This window comes from Bradyrhizobium sp. CIR48 (assembly GCF_014198315.1).
GTDB lineage: Bacteria > Pseudomonadota > Alphaproteobacteria > Rhizobiales > Xanthobacteraceae > Bradyrhizobium.
Window position 1 is genome coordinate 321,285 of record NZ_JACIHG010000002.1, and the last position, 19,255, is coordinate 340,539.

Consider the following 19,255-nt stretch of genomic DNA (forward strand, 5'->3'; position numbering starts at 1 on the left):
GGCGCAGTCACACCGAAAACCGCGCGATATTCCCTGGTACAATCGGCTTTGTGAGCCGTCGACAGTCCGCATTCCCTGCCGCTACAGTGCCGGCCAACAAGAACGATATCAGGGAGGTGGGCATGATCGCCCGAAGATCCGTGCTGGCATTGGCGGCCGGCCTGCTTGCCGCATTCTCCGCAGCCCCCTCATTCGCGCAGGATTATCCCAGCCATTCGGTCCGTATCGTCGTGCCGTTCGGCGCGGGCGGGCCGGCCGACGTCGCGGCCCGGCTGATCGCCAACGTGCTCCAGGAGAGTTTTGGTCAGCCCTTTGTGGTCGAGAACCGCACCGGCGCCGGCGGCGTCATCGGCACCATTGAGGCGGCGAAATCGCCGGCCGACGGCTATACGCTGCTGATGATGTCCAACACCCAGACCGCGAATGAATCGCTGCTGACGGCAGACAAGCGCAAATACGAGCTGATGCGCGACCTCGCGCCGATCGCACCGGTGAATTATTCCGATCTCGTCATCGTCGTGAACCCGCAAGTCCCGGCGAAGACGCTGGCCGAGTTCATCGCACTCGCCAAGGCGCAGCCGGGCAAGCTGAATTACGCTTCCTCGGGCCAGGGCACGCCCTACCACATGGCCGGCGAACTGTTCAAAGCCATGGCCGGCATCGACGTCGTGCACGTTCCCTATCGCAACAGCGGCGAGGCACGCAGCGGCGTGATCGGCGGACAGGTGCAGATGATGATCGACGCAGTGCCGGCGATGGCGCCGAACATCGGCGAAAATCAAGTCCGCGCGCTCGCCACGACCGGCAAGCAGCGTTCGACCGTGCTGCCGAACGTGCCGACGGCAGGCGAAGCCGGTGTAGCAGGCTACGAGGCGACCATCTGGCTCGGCCTGATGGCGCCCGCGGGAACACCCAAGCCCGTGATCGACAAGCTCAATGCAGCCGTCAACGCAATGGTGAAGCGGCCCGACATCGTCAAGCTCTGGACAGAACAGGGCGCCCTGCCCTTGTCGATGACGCCGGAACAGTTCGACAAATTCCTGCGCGGCGACATCGAGAAATGGGCCGACGTCGTCAAGAAATTCGACAAGTCCTGAGGCCGTACTGCTCATGCCCTCCGTTCAATTCCGGCTCAACGGCGCGGCGATCGCCGTGGATGTAGATCCCGACCAGATGCTGCTTGATGTGCTACGCAGCCAACTCGGCATCACTGGGCCGCATTTCGGCTGCGGCGCCGGGGAGTGCGGCGCCTGCCATGTCATGGTCGGTGACCGCGCAATGTCCTCATGCGACATGCCGATGTGGTCGGTCGCGGACAAGGACGTCGTCACGGTGGAAGGCCTCGGGACAGTGGAGCAGCCGCATCCGCTGCAGCGCTCCTTCATCGCCGAACAGGCGATGCAGTGCGGCTATTGTGTCGCGGGGATCCTGATCAGCGCGGCGGCGCTGCTGAAGCGCAATCCGTCCCCGACGGAGGCCGAGGTCAGGGCCGCGCTGGATCGCAATCTGTGCCGCTGCGGGTCGCACAACCGCATGGTCCGCGCCGTGTTGCGTGCGGCAGCAGAGGTGGCGACGTCATGAGCGCGCCCTCTCCTGCCCCGAAGCTGCCGGTCAGCCTCGCGGCCAATCCCAAGCTGTCGTCATGGGTGCGATTCACCGATGACGGCCGTGTGGCGATCTCGCCCGGCAAGGTCGAGATCGGCCAGGGCATCGTCACGGCACTGGCGCAGATCGCGGCGGACGAACTCGACGTCGAGATCGTCAGGATCGCGATGATCCGCGCCTCGACGGCGACCAGCCCGAATGAAGGCGTCACCTCGGGCAGTCTCTCGATCCAGCAATCCGGCCGTGCGCTACGCCAGGTCTGTGCCGAAGTCCGCCAGTGCTTCCTTCGCGCGGCATCGGAACGTCTCGGCGTCGATGCATCGTGGCTCGATATCGATGACGGCACCATCTCGGGTCCCGGCAATGTCAGGACCAGCTATTGGGAGTTGATAGACGAGGTCTCGCTCGACCACGACGCCACCGCAGGCCCGACAGCGAAGAGTGCCGCCGAGCGCACCGTCGCCGGACGCTCGGTCCAGCGTGTCGACATTCCCGACAAGGTGTTCGCGCGGCCGCGGTTCATCCACGACCTTGCGCTGCCGGGACTGGTGCACGGGCGCGTGCTGCGGGCGGATATCTCGGGCGCCAAATTGATCGCACTGAATGAGGAGGCGGCACGCGCCGTCCCCGGCGTCGTTGCGATTGTCCGCGACGGCGGCTTTGCCGGCGTCGTCGCCGACAACGAGGCGGCGGCGGACGCGGCCCTCAAGGCTCTGCGCAAGGGCGCGACGTGGTCGGCCGGTGAGCCGTTGCCGGATGAAGACGATCTGGCGGGCTTTTTGAAGAGCCAGCCGGTCGAGACCACCGTCATCGACACCAGGACGGCGGAGCCGACGGGCAAACCCGCCCAAACCCTCCGCCGGCAATACACCCGCCCCTACGTCGCCCACGCCTCGATCGCGCCGTCCTGCGCCATCGCACAATGGGAGGGTGATCGTGTCCATGTCTGGACGCATAGCCAGGGCGTCTATCTGCTGCGCGCCGATCTCGCAATCGTCCTCAAGCTGCCGGCCGAGAACATCGTCGTCGAGCACATCGAGGGCGCCGGATGCTATGGGCACAACGCGGCCGACGACGTCGCGCTCGACGCCGTGCTCCTGGCCAAGGCCGCTGGCGGCCGTCCGGTGCGGGTGCAGTGGTCACGCCACGACGAGATGTCCCACGCGCCCTTTGGGGCGGCGATGGCCATCGAGATCGAGGCCGATCTCGACGCAGGCAACGAGATCACCGGCTGGCGCCATGCGATCTGGAGCAACGGCCATGCGGCGCGGCCGGGACGCGCGGCGCAGCCGGCGCTGCTCGCGGCAACCGAGATCGCCAATCCCCATCCCCGCATGATCTCGACCAACCCGCCGGCTGCCAATGGCGGCGGCGGCGACCGCAACTCCGTTCCGCTCTATGACTTCGCGGGCTGGACGATCACGAGCCACCGGCTGCTGACCATGCCGGTGCGCACCTCGGCGCTGCGGACGCTGGGCGGCCAAGGCAACGTGTTCGCCATCGAGTCCCTGCTCGACGAGATCGCCGCCCTGCGCGGCGAAGATCCGATCGCGTTCCGTCTGCGGCATCTGCGGGACGAACGGGCCAGAGACGTCATCCGCGCCGCGGCGAGGCGCGCCGCGTGGAAGCCGCAGAAGCGATCGGGCATCGGACACGGCGTCGGCTTTGCCCGCTACAAGAATACGGGAGCCTATTGCGCTGCCATCGCCGAGATCGAGGGCGCCGACGATATCAGCGTGAGGCGGTTGACGCTCGCCGTCGATGTCGGCGAGGCCATCAATCCGGACGGCGTGATCAACCAGATCGAGGGCGGCGCAATCCAGGCCACGAGCTGGGTGCTGAAGGAGCGCGTCCGCTTCGACCGGACCCGCATCACCTCGACCTCCTGGACCGACTATCCGATCCTGACCTTCAGCGAGGTGCCGGCGGTGGATGTCGAGATCATCCAGCGCCCGGAGATCGAGCCGGTCGGCGCCGGCGAGGCTGCGCACGGGCCCGTGACGGCGGCGATCGCGAACGCGGTTCACGATTGCCTCGGCGTCCGCGTGCGCGACCTGCCGATCACGCGCGACAAGATCATTGCAGCGATGGAGCGTGCGTCTTGACGACAATGAACGTTTTGAGCGGAGGCGCGGCACAAGGCCTGGTGCGCGGCGTCACCGAGGCCTTCAAGGCGCAAACCGGCCTCGGTATCGACGGCGAATTTTGTGCGGTCGGCGTGATGGCGGACAAGCTGCGCGCGGGCGCGCCGGCCGATCTCGCGATCCTGACCCAGGCGCTGCTTGCGAGGCTTGCCGAGGAGAAGCTCATCGTCCCCTCCTCGATCACGGATGTCGGCCGGGTCGAGACCGCGCTGGCGGTCCGCAGCCGAGATGCCAAGGTGACGGTGAAGACCGAGGCCGATCTGCGCGAGGTACTACGCGGTGCCGATGCAATCTACGTCCCCGACACCAAGGCCTCGACCGCGGGCCAGCATTTCGCAAAAGTGCTGGACCAGCTCGGCATCGCCTATGAGGTGGCATCGCGCCTCAAGATCTTTCCGAACGGTGCAACTGCGATGCGGGAGCTCGCGGCGTCCACAGCGACGCGGCCGATCGGATGCACGCAGGCGACCGAGATCATCGCGACAGATGGCATTGCACTGTCGGGGGCGCTGCCCCCCGGCTGCGAACTCGTGACAATGTACACGGCCGGCGTGACCGCGCGGGCGGCGCATCCGAAAGAGGCGGCGGCGCTGATCGCGTTGCTAACCGGCGCAGATCGGAAGGACCTGCGCCAGCGCGCCGGCTTTACCGGCTAGATGCCGATGACGCCCTATTTGTGCAGCTGGGTGAGACCGGTCGGCGGACCGTCGACGGCGGTCCAGCCGCCATCGACGAACATCGTGCTGCCGCTGACATAGCTCGCGGCGTCCGAAGCGAGATAGGCCACGGCGGTCGCGACCTCGTCGGCGCTGCTCCAGCGGTTGAACACGGTATGGCCGGCGTAGAGATTATAGATGTCTGGCCGCTGCTTGAACGGGCCGGTCAGCGCGGTCTCGGCGATGCTCGGCGCGATCGCGTTGACGCGCACGCCGGCATGGCCGACCTCGGAGGCAAAGCCCTTCACCAGCAGGCCGATCGCCGCCTTGGTCGAGCCGTAGACGCCGAGGCCCGGCTCGATGGTCACCGCGCGCACCGACGAGCAGGCGATGATGCTGCCGCCCTTTTGCGCGACCATGATGCGGCCGAAGGCCTGGAAGAACCACACCGTGCCCTTGACGTTGAGGCTGAGGACGCGGTCGAGATCCTCCTCGGTGTAGTCGAGGATGGTCTTGCGGATGTTGAGCCCGGGCGTCGTCACCGCGATGTCGAGCCGCGGAAATTTCTGCATCACCGTTTTGGTCAGCGCATTGACGTCCGCAGCGCTTGCGGCGTCACAGCTGGCTGCTTCAGCCCAGCCGCCCTTGTCGCGAATGCCGGCGGCGGTCGCCTCCGCGGCGTCAAGCGCGCGATCGGCGCAAACAACGCGGGCCCCGAGCCCAGCCAGCGCCTCGGCCGACGATTTGCCGATGCCCGATGCGGCGCCGAGCACCACGGCCGTCTTGCCGGTGAGATCAAAGAGCTTGCGATAGTCAGTCACTGATAGCTTCTCCTGTAGCTGCTAGCCCTTGTAACCCATCAGCAGGCGGGGCAGCCACAGCGAGAATGCAGGGACATAGGTCACGAACATCAGTGCTGCGATCAGCGCGGCGTAGAACGGCAGGATGGTGCGCATCACCGCGCCCACCGAAATGCCGCCGATGGCGCAGCCCACGAACTGGGTGGTTCCGACCGGCGGGGTGTTCAGCCCGAGGGCGCAATTGATCAGCATCAGCATGCCGAACTGCACCGGATCCATGCCCGCCTTCATCGCGATCGGCAGGAAGATCGGAGTGCAGATCAGGATGGTCGCAGCCATGTCCATGAACGTGCCGAGCACGAACAGGATGACGTTGATGAGCAGGAAGATGACCCAGGGCTGCGTGGAGACCTTGCTCATCAGGTCGCCGGCAAGGTCCGCCACCTCGTAGAGCCCCATCAGGTACTGGAACATGGTGGAGACACCGATCAGCAGCAGCACCACGCCCGTCGTCTTCACCGCCTTGGCGGCGGCGCGCAGGAAATTGTTCCAGGTCATGGTGCGGTAGATGAAGAACGTCAGCAGCATCGTGTAGGTGACCGCGACGGCCGCAGACTCGGTTGCCGTGAAGACGCCGGACAGGATGCCCGCCAGGATGATGCCGACGATCAGAAGGCCCGGCAGCGCGGCCGCGAGCGAGCGAAAAACCTCGGCCCAGCCCGGAAACTTGCCGGCCGGATAGCCGCGCTTTACCGCGACAGCGTAGGCGGCGACCAGCATGCACACCATCAGCACGATTGCCGGCAGGAGGCCGGCGGCGATCAGCGCGCCGATCGAGACCTTGCCGCCGGCTGCCAGGGCATAAATGATCATGTTGTGGCTGGTCGGCATCAAGGCGCCCACCAGCGAGGCATGGGTCGTGACATTGACCGCGTAGTCGGTGTCGAATCCTTCCTTTTTCATCATCGGGATCATCACCGCGCCCATCGCCGACACGTCGGCCACCGGCGAGCCGGAGACGCCGCCGAACAAGGTGCAGGCGACCACGTTCGACATGCCGAGCCCGCCGCGGATGTGACCGACGAGATTCTTCGCGAGCTGCACGATCTTGTCAGCGACGCCGCCATGCAGCATCAGCTCACCGCTGAAGACGAAGAACGGGATGGCAAGGAACGAGAAGATGTTCATCCCCGACATCATCTGCTGGAAGATGACGGCGACCGGCAGACCCTCGTAGAGGATGGTGCAGATCGCCGAGAGACCGATCGCGAAGGCGACGGGGACGCCGAGGATCAGGAAGCCGAAGAAGGTGGCGCCGAGGATGATCAGTTCCATGAGGGGACGACCTCTTCGCCGCGCAGGAGAGCAATGATGTGCTCGATTGAAAAGGAGACGATCAGGACGCCGGAGGCGATCAACGGGACATAGCGGATGGCCTCGGGCAGGCCGAGATTGGGGATCTTCACGGTCCCGACGGATGCGCCGAGAATCCAGCCGTTATAGGCCATCGCGACGCCAAACGCGGCCACCAGGACGTGGATGACGAGCTCGATCCTCTCGCGCGCGTGATCCGGCAGCATCACCAGAAGGCTGTCCATCCCGATGTGTCCGGCATCGCGCACGCCAACGGCGGCGCCGATCAGCGTGACGTACAGGATGAGAACCAGCGCAAGGTTCTCCGTCCAGGTCGGGCTCGAATTGAGCACGTAACGACCGAACACCTGGTAGAACACGACGGTGACGATGAGGAGCAGTCCGCTCACGGACAGATACATGCCCGCGCGCGCGACGACGGCATTGACGCGCGACAGCAAGCCGGTCGCCGGGCGTGCCACGACTGCCCCCTGCTCGTGGTCTGCGACGTGTGGGTCTGTCATTCCCGCGCCTCCTTGCGAGGGTCCGGTATCGCCTTCGCGCGACGCCGGACCCGACGCTGTGGTGTTACTTCGTGTCCTGGATACGCTTGACGAGGCTCTGCAGCTTCTCGTCGCCCGCGAACTTCTGGTACACCGGCTTCATCGCATCGACGAATTCCGCCTTGTTGGCGATCGTCACGACCTGAACGCCGGCGGCCTCGACGGTCTTGCGGGACGCCTGCTCACGCTCGTCCCAGAGCTTGCGCATGACGGGAACCGATTCCTTGGCTGCCTTGCGGACCATGGCCTGGTCCTCCTTGCTCAGCGTGTCCCAGACCTTCTTGGACATCACCAGGACTTCGGGCGCCAGGGAGTGCTCGGTGATGTTGTAGAACTTGGCGGCCTCGAAATGGCGCGACGACTCGTAGGAAGGCCAGTTGTTCTCGGCAGCGTCCACGAGGCCGGTCTTGAGCGCAGTATAAACCTCGCCATACGGCATCGGCGTCGGGTTGGCGCCGAGGCTCTGGATCATGCCGACCCACAAATCGGACTGCTGAACGCGGATCTTCAGACCCTTCAGGTCCGCGAGCGACTTGACCGGCGCCTTCACGGTGTAAATGGACCGGGCGCCGCTGTCGTAATAGGCAAGGCCGACCAGGCCTGCGGGCTCCATGGCCGCCAGGATCTCATCGCCGATCGGCCCGTCGAGGACGGTGCGCATGTGCTGGGTGTCGCGGAAGACGAACGGCAGGCACAGCGCGATGGTTTCCGGCACGAAATTGTTGAGCGGCGATGCGTTGATCCGCATCATGTCGAGCGCGCCGATCTTGAGTTGCTCGATGGTGTCCTTCTCGGAGCCCAGGGCTCCGTTGGGAAACACCTTCACGCCGAGCTTGCCGCCGCTCGCCGCCGCGAGCTGCTTGCCCATGAACTTGACGGCCTCGACGGTCGGGTAATCTGCGGGATGGACGTCGGCGGAGCGGAAGTCGCGTGCGGTCGCCAGCGGCGCTGAGAGCACCAATGCAACGGCTGCGATGATACCGGTGAGTGTCTTCATCTGGGCTTCCTCCTGGGTTGATTATGTCGTTGTCGGCAGGCTGCACGCCGCCTTGGGTCGCTCCCCTTCAGGTGTGAAGTCAAGCGCCAATGTCGTCCCTAGGGCGCGCGGCATTCCATGTCCAAGCCAAATCCGGCATTGATCGATGCAGCAGTTGCATCGATCAATCTGGCGCAATTCGCGTCGTTGTGGAAGCGGCGGGACGGCTTGCGTCGCCGGCACGTGACTTGACGCGACCAAGACAGGCCCCTCAAGATGCCCGAAACAGCGGACTATCTCGAAGGAATGCCCATGCCGCGGAAGCTGATCGATATCTCGGTGCCGCTCAGAAACGACGTGACAGCCGATCCGCCGGGCAACCATCCGACCATCCAGTATATCGATCACCAGCAGGGCCTGCCTCGCATGCTGCAGTTTTTCGAGGGCCTCAAGGCGCAGGATTTGCCCGATGGCCAGGGCTGGGCCGTCGAGCAGGTCTCGCTGTCGACCCATAACGGCACCCATCTCGATGCGCCCTGGCACTTCCATCCGACCATGAACCGCGGCGAGCGGTCATGGACGATCGACGAGGTGCCGCTGGAATGGTGCTTTCAGCCCGGCGTGAAGCTCGACTTCCGGCATCTGCCCGACGGATACGTGGCTGGTGCCGACGACGTCGAGAAGGAGCTGAAGCGCATCGGGCACACCCTGTCGCCGCTGGAGATCGTGGTCGTCAACACCAGCGCCGGCGCCAAATTCGGCAAGGCCGACTACGTCAATTCCGGCTGCGGCATGGGCTATGAAGCCACCATGTATCTGCTCGAACGCGGGGTGCGGCTGACCGGCACCGACGGCTGGAGCTGGGACGCGCCGTTCCTCTACACCGCGAAGAAATATGCCGAAACAAAGGATGCCGGCCTGATCTGGGAAGGCCACAAGGCGGGACGGCACATCGGCTATTGCCATCTCGAGAAGCTGCACAATCTCGACCAGCTGCCTTCGACCGGCTTCACGGTCTCATGCTTTCCGGTGAAGATCGAACGCGCCTCCGCGGGCTGGACCCGCGCGGTCGCGATCATCGAGGATTAAGACGAAGCGACTACTCGCCGTCGAGACCGCTCTCGGCGAGTTCGCGCAGCGCATCCGTATCGAGCACGACGATGGCGCCGTGCTCGAGGCGAACCCAGTTGCGGCCGGCCCAGGCGCGCAATTGCTTGTTGATGCTCTCGCGCGTCATCCCCACCATCTCGCTGATCTCCTGCTGCGTGATGGCGAGCGTGCCGCTGCCGGAGTCGAGCTTGCGCTCCTCGGTGAGACCGAGTAGTGCGCTCGCCAGCCGGCCCGGCAGATTCTGGAGGATGACTTGCTCGACCTGCTGGCTGGTCCAGCGCAGTCGGGCGCAGAGCAGCTCGATGAATTTCATCGCCAGCGCCGGCTGACTCTTCACGAACGGCAGGAAGTCCCGGCGATCGATGATGTAGAGCTCGCAATTGGTGTTGGCGGTCGCATCGGCCGACCGGGGAGCGCCGTCGAGCACCGCGATCTCGCCGAAGATTTCTCCGGGACCGATCAGATTGAGAATGGCGTTCCGTCCATCGGGCGAGGAGGAGGAAATCTTCACTGTCCCCGTGATCACCGCGAACAGATTGTTGCCGGGATCGCCCTTGGCAGCGATCGTCGCGCCGCGCTTCACGGTGGTGTGCTTGGCGTAGCGGCAAAGCTGATCGAGCGCTTCAGGCTCCAGATCCGCGAAGATCGGGTGCTTGCGCAGGACCGATAGTTTGTTGCCCGCCGACTGTCGGGGGTCGCCGGTCTTGTCCTGAGGCACGCCGCGGGGCTCCTAAGACTGCGAGGCACTGAGGTTCCTGCGTAGTCAACGTTATCAGGCTTTTCAACCGGAAAGCACCCGCGCGTTTTGTGGCAAATGCCGCGAAAAGGCCGCGTTCAAGCCGAAAGCCTGCATCCGAAGGCTGCGCCGATGCGGCCCGGTCGATGCAGAGTTGCAGGCAGCGCAAGCCGCGCTTGCGTTGAGGCGCTGGCGAGGCCAAGCCGGCTGAGCGTCGGCTGTTGGCGCGCCTGAGCGGACTTAGGATCTCAGGAGGTCAGCGCTTGGCATCCGGATCGAGCCGGCCTGCACTGGTTTGCCGGTCTGCCCAGGCCAGAGCTGCGGCGAATGCGACGAAGATCGAGACGACGACGATGGTCACCAGCAACGCATCAGCGGGCATCATGCACCTCCCGGATTGTTGGAGCATTATTTGCTGCAGCCGCCCGGTGTCATTGATCGAGATCAAAAATTTCGGGGCGTTGCGGACGGACTATCAGGCTGCGGCCAGCGCCTCGGCACGGGCAGGATCGAGCAGGCTGATGCCGCCGTGAATGATCTCGATCACACCGTGACGCTCTAGCTTGGTGAAGGTGCGACTGACGGTTTCGATGGTCAGACCGAGATAGTCGGCGATGTCCTGACGGCTCATCGGAAGCGGAACGGTGTCGGACAGCCCCTTGAGCGCGACCTGCCGTTCCCGCCAGCCGAGCAGAAAGGTCGCGACCTTCTCGTCGGCCGAGCGGCGGCCGAGCAGGACCATATGGTCGCGCGCCTGGCTCAATTCGCGGATAGCCAGCTCGTTGATCCGCCTGAGTAGAAGCGGCCGGGCTTCGATGAAACGGCCGAACGGCGCCTTGGCGAACTGGCAGACGGTCACCGCGCCGATCGCATCGGCCGAAAAATTGTGCCGGCCCGATATGTTCATCCCGAGGAAATCGCCGGGCAAGGCAAAACCGACGATCTGCCGCCGGCCGTCGGGCAGCAGCTTGTACAGCCGCATGACGCCTTCGAGGACGTTGTAGAACGAGGTCGTGATGTCCTCCTCGGAGAACACGGTCTCGCCGGAGTCAAAATGAACGCGGCGGCCGAGATGCTCGAATTCCCTGAGCTCGGCCGCATCCAGCGACGAACAGACCGCCGCTCCACGTACGGCGCAATCGCTGCAGAAATGGCCGTTCGGCTCGATCGTGACCACGGAAGGCTTCATCCACCGCTCCCCGCGCCGGCTGCTCCCGACACCAGGCCGAGTCCACCGCGCGGGTGCATTTTACTGCACTGCGCCAAAGCCAATTGACAGAGATCAAATTTGAGCGGCATCCCCGTCATATTCTGCGTCCAGAGTTCGACGGGATCATTTTCCATGCTGCAAGCCGCCCTGCGTCACGGCCTGATCGGGCTACTTCTGATGATGCCGGCGCTGGCGGCCCCGACCGCCGAACAGCGCGGCAAGGCCTTCGCACGGGCCAATTGCGCACGCTGTCACGCGATCGACCGCGTCTCCCGCAGTCCGCTCGAGCGCGCGCCTCCGCTGCGCACGCTGCACCAGCGTTATCCGATCGAGACCCTTGGTGAGGCGCTGGCCGAAGGGATCTACACCGGTCACGACGACATGCCGGCCTTCGAGCTCAGTCCGGACCAGATCCACGATCTCCTGTCCTACCTGAAGACGCTGGAATAGAAGGCGTCACACCGCCTGCACGCTCCACCCGATCAGCTCCTTGGCGATGCGGGCAAAGGCTGCATCGAAGGCGGCGACTGCAGCGGCCGGCTCGACCTTGTCGAGCTTTTCGCTGGTCTCGACCAGTCGAGATGCCACCACCTTGCCGTTCTTGTCGACGATCCGCGCCGACAGTTCGATCTCCACCCGTGCCTCGCCCTCCGTGGCGATCCGAAAGCGCCGGATGTCGATCAGGAGCTGGTAATCCGCCTGACCGAGATCGCTCGTACGTAGCGGGGCGTGGGCGATGTCGTAATTCTCGAAGCTGTCGATCAGGCGCGCCTGCACCAGTTTCGGAATGCTGTCGGCCCAGAGAAAATCCGCAAAACCCGGCCTGTCCCCGACGGGCGCGAACAGCATGCGCTGGGTCTGCAGCATTGCGACCGCGGTCGGCTCGGGAATGGCCAGGGAAGCGGAGAGCGTCTTGCCGGCCGGCCCAAGATTCTTCGGCGTACGCAGGTCGTAGGTGATTTTCTGCACGGGCGTCCCACCGCCGGTCATCTTCTCCAGGCCCGCAATAATGCCGTCGAGCTTGCCGGTGTTGCGCGCGAGCCCGTCGGAGAACGTCTTGAAATTCGCGATGGTGTCCTTCAGTGGGCCCGAATTGTCCTGGAGCACCGTGTCGACCCGCCGCAGCGCATCGCGCGCCGCCTGCGTCATGCTCTGGCCGGCGCCGGCCTCCGCGATCAAGGTCACGGGCTCGCCTGCTTTGGCGACGATCGCGCCGCCCTCCAACGTCACCACCGGCACGCCGGTCAGGCCCTGGAATTCGAGGCCGACCCTGGTGTCGGAACGCACCGGGGTGGCGGTCGCAACCGAGATCGTCGCATTGACGAAGCGCGGGTTATCCGGCGCGAGCCCGAGCTGGGTCACCTCACCGACGCGGATGCCATTGAACAGCACGCCGGCGCCGACCAGGAGGCCTGGGACCGGCCCCTGGAATTGCACATGGTAGTTCGTGCGCGGCCCGATGCCGCCGGTGTTGTTCAGCCAGTAGACGAAGCCGAACACCGCGAGGATCGCGGCCAGCACGAAACTGCCGATCAGCACGTAGGGAGCGCGGGTTTCCATGTCTCATCTCATCTCGTGTTGCAGCATCTGCGAGCGCTTGCCGTGGAAATAGGCGCGCACCCAGGGATGCTCGGATTGCAGCAATTCGCGCATCGGGCCGATCGCCACGATCTTGCCGTCGGCGAGGGCGGCGACGCGATCGCAGACCGTGGTCAGGCTCGCGAGGTCGTGGGTCACCATGAACACGGTCAGCCCCAGCGTCTTTTGCAGCGTCGTGATCAGCGCGTCGAAATCGCCGGCGGCGATCGGATCGAGGCCGGAGGTCGGCTCGTCCAGGAACAGGATCGGCGGATCGAGCGCGAGGGCGCGCGCCAGCGCCACGCGCTTGGTCATGCCGCCCGACAGCTCCGCCGGATATTTGTCGGCGTCCTGGGCGCGCAAGCCGACCATCTCGAGCTTGGCGATCGCGATCTCGTCCATCAGCTCCTGCGACAGGACGAGATTTTCGCGCAAGGGAAACTGGACGTTCTGGCGGACCGTCAGCGAGGAGAACAGCGCGCCTTGCTGGAACAGGATGCCCCATGTCGTGGCGGCGCCGCGGCCGTGGCCGCCGGTAGGCTGCCCCATGACCTCGATGGTCCCACCTTGGCGCGGGATGAGGCCGATGATGGTGCGCATCAGCACCGACTTGCCGCCGCCGGACGCCCCCACCAGCCCGAGGATCTCGCCGCGGCGGACGTCGAGGGACAAATGGTCGAGCACGGTCTGGCGGCCGAATCCGACCACGAGGTCCCGGACGCGGATCGCGAACTGGTCCTGCGATGCGTCCATCGTCACATTCCGATCGAGGCAAAGAAGATCGCGAACAGGCCGTCGAGCACGATTACCAGGAAGATCGACTTCACCACCGACGTCGTCGTCTGCCGCCCGAGCGATTCCGCGCTGCCCTTGACCCGCAATCCCTCGCTGGAGGCCACGATTCCGATCACCAGCGCCATGAACGGCGCCTTCAGGATGCCGACCTCGAAATGGGTGACTGAGATCGCCTCGTGCAGCCGGGCGATGTAGATCGCCGGCCCCATGTCGCCATAGAACTGCGCGACGAGACCGCCGCCATAGAGCGCGGCGATCGATCCGATGAAGGTGAGGATCGGCAGCGCAATGACCAGGGCCGCAACGCGCGGCAGGATCAGGACCTCGACGGGATCGAGTCCCATGGTCGAGAGCGCGTCGATCTCCTCGCGCATCTTCATCGAGCCGAGCTCGGCAGTGTAGGCGCTTCCCGACCGTCCCGCGACCATGATGGCGACGATCAGCACGCCGAGCTCACGCAGCACAAGGATGCCGACCATGTCGACGGTGTAGGATTCCGCGCCGAACCTGCGGAAGTGGAAGAAGCCCTGCTGCGCGATGATGGCGCCGATAAGGAAGGTGATCAGCGCGACGATGGGGATCGCCTGCCACCCGATGCGGTAGAGCTGATACACCAGCGAGGTCAGCCGCAGCGAACGCGGCCGGCGCAGCACGCCGATCACGGCCATGAACAATGCGCCGAGCATCTGGAGGAAGATCGTGATGTCTTCCCGCGCATCGGCCGTGGACTTGCCAAGATCGCCCAGCCTCGCCAGCACCGGATTGGGCGCAGCCGTCGGGGCCGGCGTGTGGCGGTTGACCTGGCGCACCTCATCCAGCAGCCCGCTGAAATGATCGGCGACGCCGACGAATTCGGCCGATCTGCCCGATGTTGCGGCCCTGCGCGACAATTTTTCCAGGACCCAGGCACCGAGCGTGTCGAGCGCACTGACGCCCGACATGTCCAGGGTGACGACGCGCGAGCGATCGACGTCGGCACCGACCGACCGGGACAATGTCTCGAGCGTGACCACATTCGCGGCGGTCCAGGGCCCTTCGGGGCGCAGGTTCAGCACGTCGCCGGATGGCGTCGCGAGCAACAGCGGTTCGTGGTTCACGCTTCCACCTCATCGGGACAATCGGTCCCCATTCAGACGGCATTTCTAGGCCAGCATATGGCGGCCGGCTTGACCTGTCTCAAGACCCGGACTGCGGCCACCGCTTGAGGCAAATCAAGCGCGAACGCACAGGTGCGCCTTAGGCTCGCTTCCATTCAATGGGGGTAAGAGTCCATGTTCGACAGCGACAGGATGAGCGAAGAATTGCGGGCGCTGAAGGTTGACGTCACACGCTTGCTGAGCACCGCCGGCGAGGAGATGTTCGAGAGCTCGAAGGACCGCGCCGAGGCGCTCGCCGATCAGATCCGTGCCGCGCTAACCGAACTCGGCGAGACCGTGGACGAAGAGCAGGCGCAGCTCCAGGGTCTCATAGCGGAGCGTCCGATCACGTCGCTCGCCTCCGCCTTCGCGCTCGGCGTCGTTGTCGGCTTCATGCTGAGGAGACATTAGGTGAATACCGAGAATGTGGTCAAACATCTACGCGCGCTGTGGCGCACCGACAGGATCATCGCGGACATCAGGCTGCGCCATCTGCTTGTTGGCCTCGGCTTGCGTGCCTTCGCGGCGCTGATCGCGGCGTTCGGGCTTCTGATGCTGGAGCTGTCGGCCTATTTCGCGCTGGTGCAGATCTGGAGTGCGATTGCCGCGGCGGCCGTCCTCGGCGCCGTCAATTTCGCCATCGCGGCCGCTCTCTTCGCGATCGCCGGCCGGGCTCCGTCAGGCCGCGACATCGAGCTCGCCAACGAAATTCACGACACCTCCATCGAAGCCCTTCAGCTCGAGGCGCGTGCGCTTCAGGCCCAGGTGTCGGGCGCGGTGCATCATCCGCTCAGCACGATCGTGCCGGTGCTGGTGCCCTTGATCGCGATCATCATCAGGAACCTGCGGACGGCGGCCAAGTCATCCGCCTCAGCGAATTCGGCTGAAGCGCGCTCCTGAAGCAGGCGCGCTCAGAGCTTCAATTTGACGTCGCAGATATCGGGTTCGGCCGGGTCCGGCTTGACCTCGAAGCCGAGCTGCCGGCACATCTCGAGCATCACGCTGTTCTCCTTGAGCACGTCGCCCGAGATAACTTTCAGCCCCTCCGACTTGGCGTAGTTGATGATGAGCTGCATGAGCGCCCAGCCGAGCCCCCTGCCCTTGAGGTCGGACCGCAGCAGGATCGCGTATTCGCCGCTCTCGTAGATCGAATCCGAATGGAGCCGGACCACGCCGACCATTTCGCCGGTGGCCTCGTCGAAGGCGATGAAGGCCATCGCGCGCGCATAATCGAGCTGGGTCAGGCGCGCGATGAACTCGTGGGTGAACTCCTTCATCGGTGCGAAGAAACGCAGGCGAAGGTCGTGCGGCGTGACGTGACGCAGGAATTCGTGGATGGTCGGCTCGTCCTCGGGGCGCATCGGCCGCACGAAGATGCGCCAGTCGTCCTTGAGCTTGAGGCGGCGCTCCCATTGCGACGGATAGGCGCGAACGGCGAAATTGGCCGGGCCCGAGCCGACGAACTTCCGCTGCGGCGGGCCGACGGCAACGCGGGCGTCGACCGCGGTCACGCCGGTTTCGTCCGCCAGCAGCGGATTGATGTCGAATTCGCGGATCTCGGGAATGTCGGCCGCCATCTGCGCCAGCTTGACCAGCACCATGGCCACGGCGTCCTGCTTGACCGCCGGCACATCACGATAGGCTTTTAGCAACCGTGACACGCGCGTGCGGTCGATCAAATCGCGGGCGAGCTGCAAGTCCAGCGGCGGCAGCGCCAGCGCCTTGTCGTTGATGATCTCCACCGCCGTGCCGCCACGGCCGAACACCACGACGGTGCCGAAAGTGGGATCGTCGGCGAGGCCCAGGATCAACTCGCGCGCCTTCGCCTTGACGACCATCGCCTGGACGATGACCCCGCCGATGCGGGCCTCGGGTCGCAGCTTTCTCGCCCGGGCGAGGATGTCTGAAGTGGCCGCTCGCACGGCCTCCGGCGTCGTCAGATTGAGCACGACGCCGCCGACATCGGATTTGTGGATGATGTCCCGCGACATGATCTTCAGCACCACGGTGCCGCCCTGCGCGAAGATTTCCTTCGCATAGGCCACCGCCTGCTCGACATCGGCCGCCGCATAGGTCGGCACCATCGCGATGTCGTAGGCCTCGAGCAGGTGCTTGATCTCGACAGGCTCGAGCCACTCGCGGCCATCAGCAATCGCGGCCGTGACGATCTGCCTTGCCCCCCTTGCATCCGGTACGAACGTATCGGGCATCGCGGGAGGAACCTGGCTCAGCTCCTCCACCACTTCACGGTGCCGGACCAGATGCATGAATCCGCGCACGGCGTCGTCCTCGGTCGGATAGTTCGGCATACCGGCACCGGAAAGGGCCTGAATGATGTGCTGATCGGCACCGACCCAGGCCGCCAATACGGGCTTGGCCCATCGGCGGTGCTGCTCGCGATATTTGCCGACGATCTCGGTCACGGTCGCGGCGATCTCGGCGGCCGAGGCGATCGCCGTTTGCACGTTGAGGACCAGGACCGCATCATTGTCGCGATCGGCCAGCAGCACCTCCAGCGCGGCCGCGTAGCGCGAGGCGTCGGCATCGCCCACGATGTCGACGGGATTTGCACCGGACCAGGTCGGTGGCAGCGCCGCATCGAGCGTCTTGCGAGCCTCCGCAGAGATGGTCGCCGGAATTCCGCCGAGCTCGACCAATCGATCGACAGCGAGGACGCCGATGCCGCCACCGTTGGTCAGGATGGCGAGACGCTTTCCCGTCGGAGATTCGACGCGGCCGAGCGTCTCGGCGCAATCGAACAGCTCACGCAGATCTGAGACGCGCAGGACACCCGCGCGGCGGAACGCCGCGTCATAGACCGCGTCCGCGCCGGCGAGCGCGCCGGTATGCGTGGCGGCCGCCTTCGCGCCCTGCGCCATGCGGCCGGATTTCACCACGACGACGGGCTTGACGCGAGCGGCGGCACGCGCCGCCGACATGAACTTGCGCGCATCCTTGATGGATTCGATGTAGAGCAGGATCGCGCGCGTCTTGTGATCCATCGCGAAATAGTCGAGCAGATCGGCGATATCGACGTCGATCTGATCGCCGATCGAGACGATGCCGGAAAAGCCGACGCCGCGCTGCGCAGCCCAGTCGACCATGCCGGCAGCGATCGCGCCCGATTGCGAGATCAACGCGAGGCTGCCCGCCCCTGGCATGTGTGCGGCAAAGCTGGCATTCAGGCTGACTCCGGGCATCATGATGCCGAGGCAGTTCGGTCCGATCAGCCGCATGCCGTATTTGCGGGCCGCCGCGATTGCAGCCTCATGCAGAGATCCCGGTCCGTGGCCGAGCCCGGCCGAGACGATCAGCGCGCCCGCCGAGCCGCGACGCCCGGCCTGGTCGATGATACCGGGAATCTCGCGCGCCGGCGCGGTGATGACCACGAGCTCGGGCACGAAGTCCAAGCCGTCCAGGTTTTTCACCGCGGCGACGCCGCCGATTTCGGCATGGCGTGGATTGACGAGGCCGAACCGCCCCTTGAATTCGGTCTTGTGGATGTTTTCCAGAACGGCGCGTCCAACGGAGACCGGACGGGCGCTCGCGCCGACGAGCGCAACCGAACGCGGCGCCAGCAGATTGTTGAGACGATAGGTTGACATGAAAGCAAATGCGCCGGGTCAGCGGCGGTTCCGATGGTTGACGATCAGGCCGGGAAAATGGCGAGCCTAGTGCGAGATCATAACCCAGCACGGTGGCTGGCCAATGACGGTCTTTGTCACACCGCCCCACACGATCTCGTTCAGGCGTGAATGATGGTAGGCGCCCATCACGATCGCATCCATGCCGTGGGAATTCGCCCAGCTTCCCAGCACCTTGCCGATCGAGCTGCCGTTGCCGGTCACCGTTTCGAAGGAGGCATAGACCCCGTGTTCCCTGAGATGATCGACGAGAGCCGCGCCGGATTGCACGACTGCGTCATCCCTGTCCTGCGTTACCGTCACCACACGGACCACGCTGGCAGCCTGAAGAATCGGCAAGGCGTCGCCGACCGCACGCGCAGCGCGGGCAGAATGATCCCAGGCGATCATGACGTTCTCGAATTCCGGCCGCAACTGCTCCGCATGCTGCTCCGGGCAGAGCAGCAGCGGCCGCCCGGATTCGAACAGGAAAGTTTCGATGATGTGCTCCGTTCGGCTGTCGTGCGGCTTCACGGGAAACAGCGTGAGATCGCTGAAACGGGCATGCTCGGCCAGGATCGCCGCGATCTCGTCCGCCGGCACCTTGCCCGTTCGGCTCTGGGCGCGAATGTTGGCGCGGGACGCCGCATTGGTGAAGGCATTGAGGAGCTGCTGCGTGTCGTTCGCCTCACGCGAACTGCCGGCCTCCGCGGAATCGCGGTCATAGGGCAGCATCACTTTCGGCCGCTCGAAAACGTCTTCCTCGAGCGCGAGCGCCGTGATCCTGGCGCCGAGGTCGGCGGCGACGGCCACACATTTCTCGATCGCAACCAGGGCCGATCCGCGCGGCTGGCCGACAAGCGGCAGAAAGACATCCTTGATGGGCATCGGGATTCTCCTTGGCCGCCACAATAGGCCGGCTTTGGTCGAGAGGCTTGATCCTCGTCAAGCCAAGGAAACCTCGTCCAGT

General features: G+C 65.1%; 20 protein-coding genes. 8 read left to right on the top strand and 12 right to left on the bottom strand.

Annotated features, from left to right (window positions below; all coding sequences use genetic code 11):
* The first annotated feature begins 122 nt into the window (after positions 1–122).
* The 4 genes from GGD66_RS07855 to GGD66_RS07870 are packed head-to-tail and all read left to right on the top strand — an operon-like array spanning position 123 to position 4,405.
* Positions 123–1,097, top strand: coding sequence for a tripartite tricarboxylate transporter substrate binding protein (locus tag GGD66_RS07855; RefSeq protein WP_183257323.1), 975 nt, complete (start codon positions 123–125; stop codon positions 1,095–1,097).
* A 13-nt stretch (positions 1,098–1,110) separates the two neighbouring features.
* Positions 1,111–1,581, top strand: coding sequence for a (2Fe-2S)-binding protein (locus GGD66_RS07860; RefSeq protein WP_183257324.1), 471 nt, complete (start codon positions 1,111–1,113; stop codon positions 1,579–1,581).
* Entirely contained in the window at positions 1,578–3,710 is a 2,133-nt protein-coding gene (locus GGD66_RS07865) for a xanthine dehydrogenase family protein molybdopterin-binding subunit (protein WP_183257325.1), read from the top strand. The genes GGD66_RS07860 and GGD66_RS07865 overlap by 4 nt, the downstream gene beginning before the upstream one ends.
* Positions 3,707–4,405, top strand: coding sequence for a substrate-binding domain-containing protein (locus GGD66_RS07870; protein ID WP_183257326.1), 699 nt, complete (start codon positions 3,707–3,709; stop codon positions 4,403–4,405). Before GGD66_RS07865 ends, GGD66_RS07870 begins: the two co-directional genes overlap by 4 nt.
* Positions 4,406–4,419: 14 nt before the next feature.
* Here the strand turns inward: GGD66_RS07870 and GGD66_RS07875 are convergent, their stop codons facing one another.
* From GGD66_RS07875 to GGD66_RS07890, 4 genes are all read right to left on the bottom strand, one after another.
* The gene (locus tag GGD66_RS07875; protein WP_183257327.1) at positions 4,420–5,226 is read right to left on the bottom strand and encodes an SDR family oxidoreductase; all 807 of its coding nucleotides are present in this window, start codon (positions 5,224–5,226) and stop codon (positions 4,420–4,422) included.
* Between the two features lie 21 nt (positions 5,227–5,247).
* Positions 5,248–6,540 carry a TRAP transporter large permease gene (locus GGD66_RS07880; RefSeq protein WP_092260916.1) on the bottom strand — a complete coding sequence of 431 codons (1,293 nt, stop codon included), beginning with the start codon at positions 6,538–6,540 and terminating at the stop codon, positions 5,248–5,250.
* Positions 6,531–7,082: a TRAP transporter small permease gene (locus tag GGD66_RS07885; protein WP_183257328.1), complete on the bottom strand. Its 552-nt coding sequence runs from the start codon at positions 7,080–7,082 to the stop codon at positions 6,531–6,533. The genes GGD66_RS07880 and GGD66_RS07885 overlap by 10 nt, the downstream gene beginning before the upstream one ends.
* A gap of 64 nt (positions 7,083–7,146) precedes the next feature.
* A complete protein-coding gene (locus tag GGD66_RS07890; RefSeq protein WP_183257329.1) occupies positions 7,147–8,118 on the bottom strand; it encodes a TRAP transporter substrate-binding protein in 972 nt (323 codons plus the stop codon).
* Between the two features lie 291 nt (positions 8,119–8,409).
* Between GGD66_RS07890 and GGD66_RS07895 the strand changes: the two genes are divergently transcribed.
* Positions 8,410–9,186 carry a cyclase family protein gene (locus GGD66_RS07895; protein ID WP_092261203.1) on the top strand — a complete coding sequence of 259 codons (777 nt, stop codon included), beginning with the start codon at positions 8,410–8,412 and terminating at the stop codon, positions 9,184–9,186.
* 10 nt (positions 9,187–9,196) lie between these two features.
* Here the strand turns inward: GGD66_RS07895 and GGD66_RS07900 are convergent, their stop codons facing one another.
* The 3 genes from GGD66_RS07900 to GGD66_RS07905 all read right to left on the bottom strand — a co-directional run bounded on the left by GGD66_RS07900 (position 9,197) and on the right by GGD66_RS07905 (position 11,132).
* Positions 9,197–9,925 (bottom strand): Crp/Fnr family transcriptional regulator, encoded by a 729-nt coding sequence (locus GGD66_RS07900; protein WP_092260910.1) that lies wholly within the window; start codon positions 9,923–9,925, stop codon positions 9,197–9,199.
* 274 nt (positions 9,926–10,199) lie between these two features.
* A complete protein-coding gene (locus GGD66_RS41980) occupies positions 10,200–10,328 on the bottom strand; it encodes a hypothetical protein (RefSeq protein WP_283814466.1) in 129 nt (42 codons plus the stop codon).
* Between the two features lie 90 nt (positions 10,329–10,418).
* The gene (locus GGD66_RS07905; protein ID WP_179735622.1) at positions 10,419–11,132 is read right to left on the bottom strand and encodes a helix-turn-helix domain-containing protein; all 714 of its coding nucleotides are present in this window, start codon (positions 11,130–11,132) and stop codon (positions 10,419–10,421) included.
* 153 nt (positions 11,133–11,285) lie between these two features.
* On the opposite strand from GGD66_RS07905, the gene GGD66_RS07910 reads away from it, so the two are divergent.
* A complete protein-coding gene (locus GGD66_RS07910; protein WP_092260908.1) occupies positions 11,286–11,603 on the top strand; it encodes a cytochrome c in 318 nt (105 codons plus the stop codon).
* A 6-nt stretch (positions 11,604–11,609) separates the two neighbouring features.
* On the opposite strand, the gene GGD66_RS07915 is transcribed toward GGD66_RS07910, so the two are convergent.
* From GGD66_RS07915 to GGD66_RS07925, 3 genes are read right to left on the bottom strand one after another with little or no spacing between them, the layout of a single operon-like run.
* Positions 11,610–12,713, bottom strand: a complete 1,104-nt coding sequence (locus GGD66_RS07915; protein WP_092260906.1) for an ABC-type transport auxiliary lipoprotein family protein — start codon at positions 12,711–12,713, stop codon at positions 11,610–11,612.
* A 3-nt stretch (positions 12,714–12,716) separates the two neighbouring features.
* Positions 12,717–13,484 (bottom strand): ABC transporter ATP-binding protein, encoded by a 768-nt coding sequence (locus GGD66_RS07920; protein ID WP_018319256.1) that lies wholly within the window; start codon positions 13,482–13,484, stop codon positions 12,717–12,719.
* A gap of 2 nt (positions 13,485–13,486) precedes the next feature.
* Positions 13,487–14,623 (bottom strand): ABC transporter permease, encoded by a 1,137-nt coding sequence (locus GGD66_RS07925; protein WP_183257330.1) that lies wholly within the window; start codon positions 14,621–14,623, stop codon positions 13,487–13,489.
* Positions 14,624–14,797: 174 nt separating this feature from the next.
* On the opposite strand from GGD66_RS07925, the gene GGD66_RS07930 reads away from it, so the two are divergent.
* Together GGD66_RS07930 and GGD66_RS07935 are read left to right on the top strand one after the other, a co-directional pair.
* Complete coding sequence (locus GGD66_RS07930; protein WP_092260902.1) at positions 14,798–15,073, top strand: hypothetical protein; 276 nt, start codon at positions 14,798–14,800, stop codon at positions 15,071–15,073.
* Positions 15,074–15,562 carry a phage holin family protein gene (locus GGD66_RS07935; RefSeq protein ID WP_183257331.1) on the top strand — a complete coding sequence of 163 codons (489 nt, stop codon included), beginning with the start codon at positions 15,074–15,076 and terminating at the stop codon, positions 15,560–15,562.
* Between the two features lie 11 nt (positions 15,563–15,573).
* Here the strand turns inward: GGD66_RS07935 and GGD66_RS07940 are convergent, their stop codons facing one another.
* Together GGD66_RS07940 and GGD66_RS07945 are read right to left on the bottom strand one after the other, a co-directional pair.
* Positions 15,574–18,267 carry a bifunctional acetate--CoA ligase family protein/GNAT family N-acetyltransferase gene (locus tag GGD66_RS07940; RefSeq protein ID WP_183257332.1) on the bottom strand — a complete coding sequence of 898 codons (2,694 nt, stop codon included), beginning with the start codon at positions 18,265–18,267 and terminating at the stop codon, positions 15,574–15,576.
* Between the two features lie 66 nt (positions 18,268–18,333).
* Positions 18,334–19,173: a universal stress protein gene (locus GGD66_RS07945; RefSeq protein ID WP_183257333.1), complete on the bottom strand. Its 840-nt coding sequence runs from the start codon at positions 19,171–19,173 to the stop codon at positions 18,334–18,336.
* Positions 19,174–19,255: the final 82 nt, after the last annotated feature.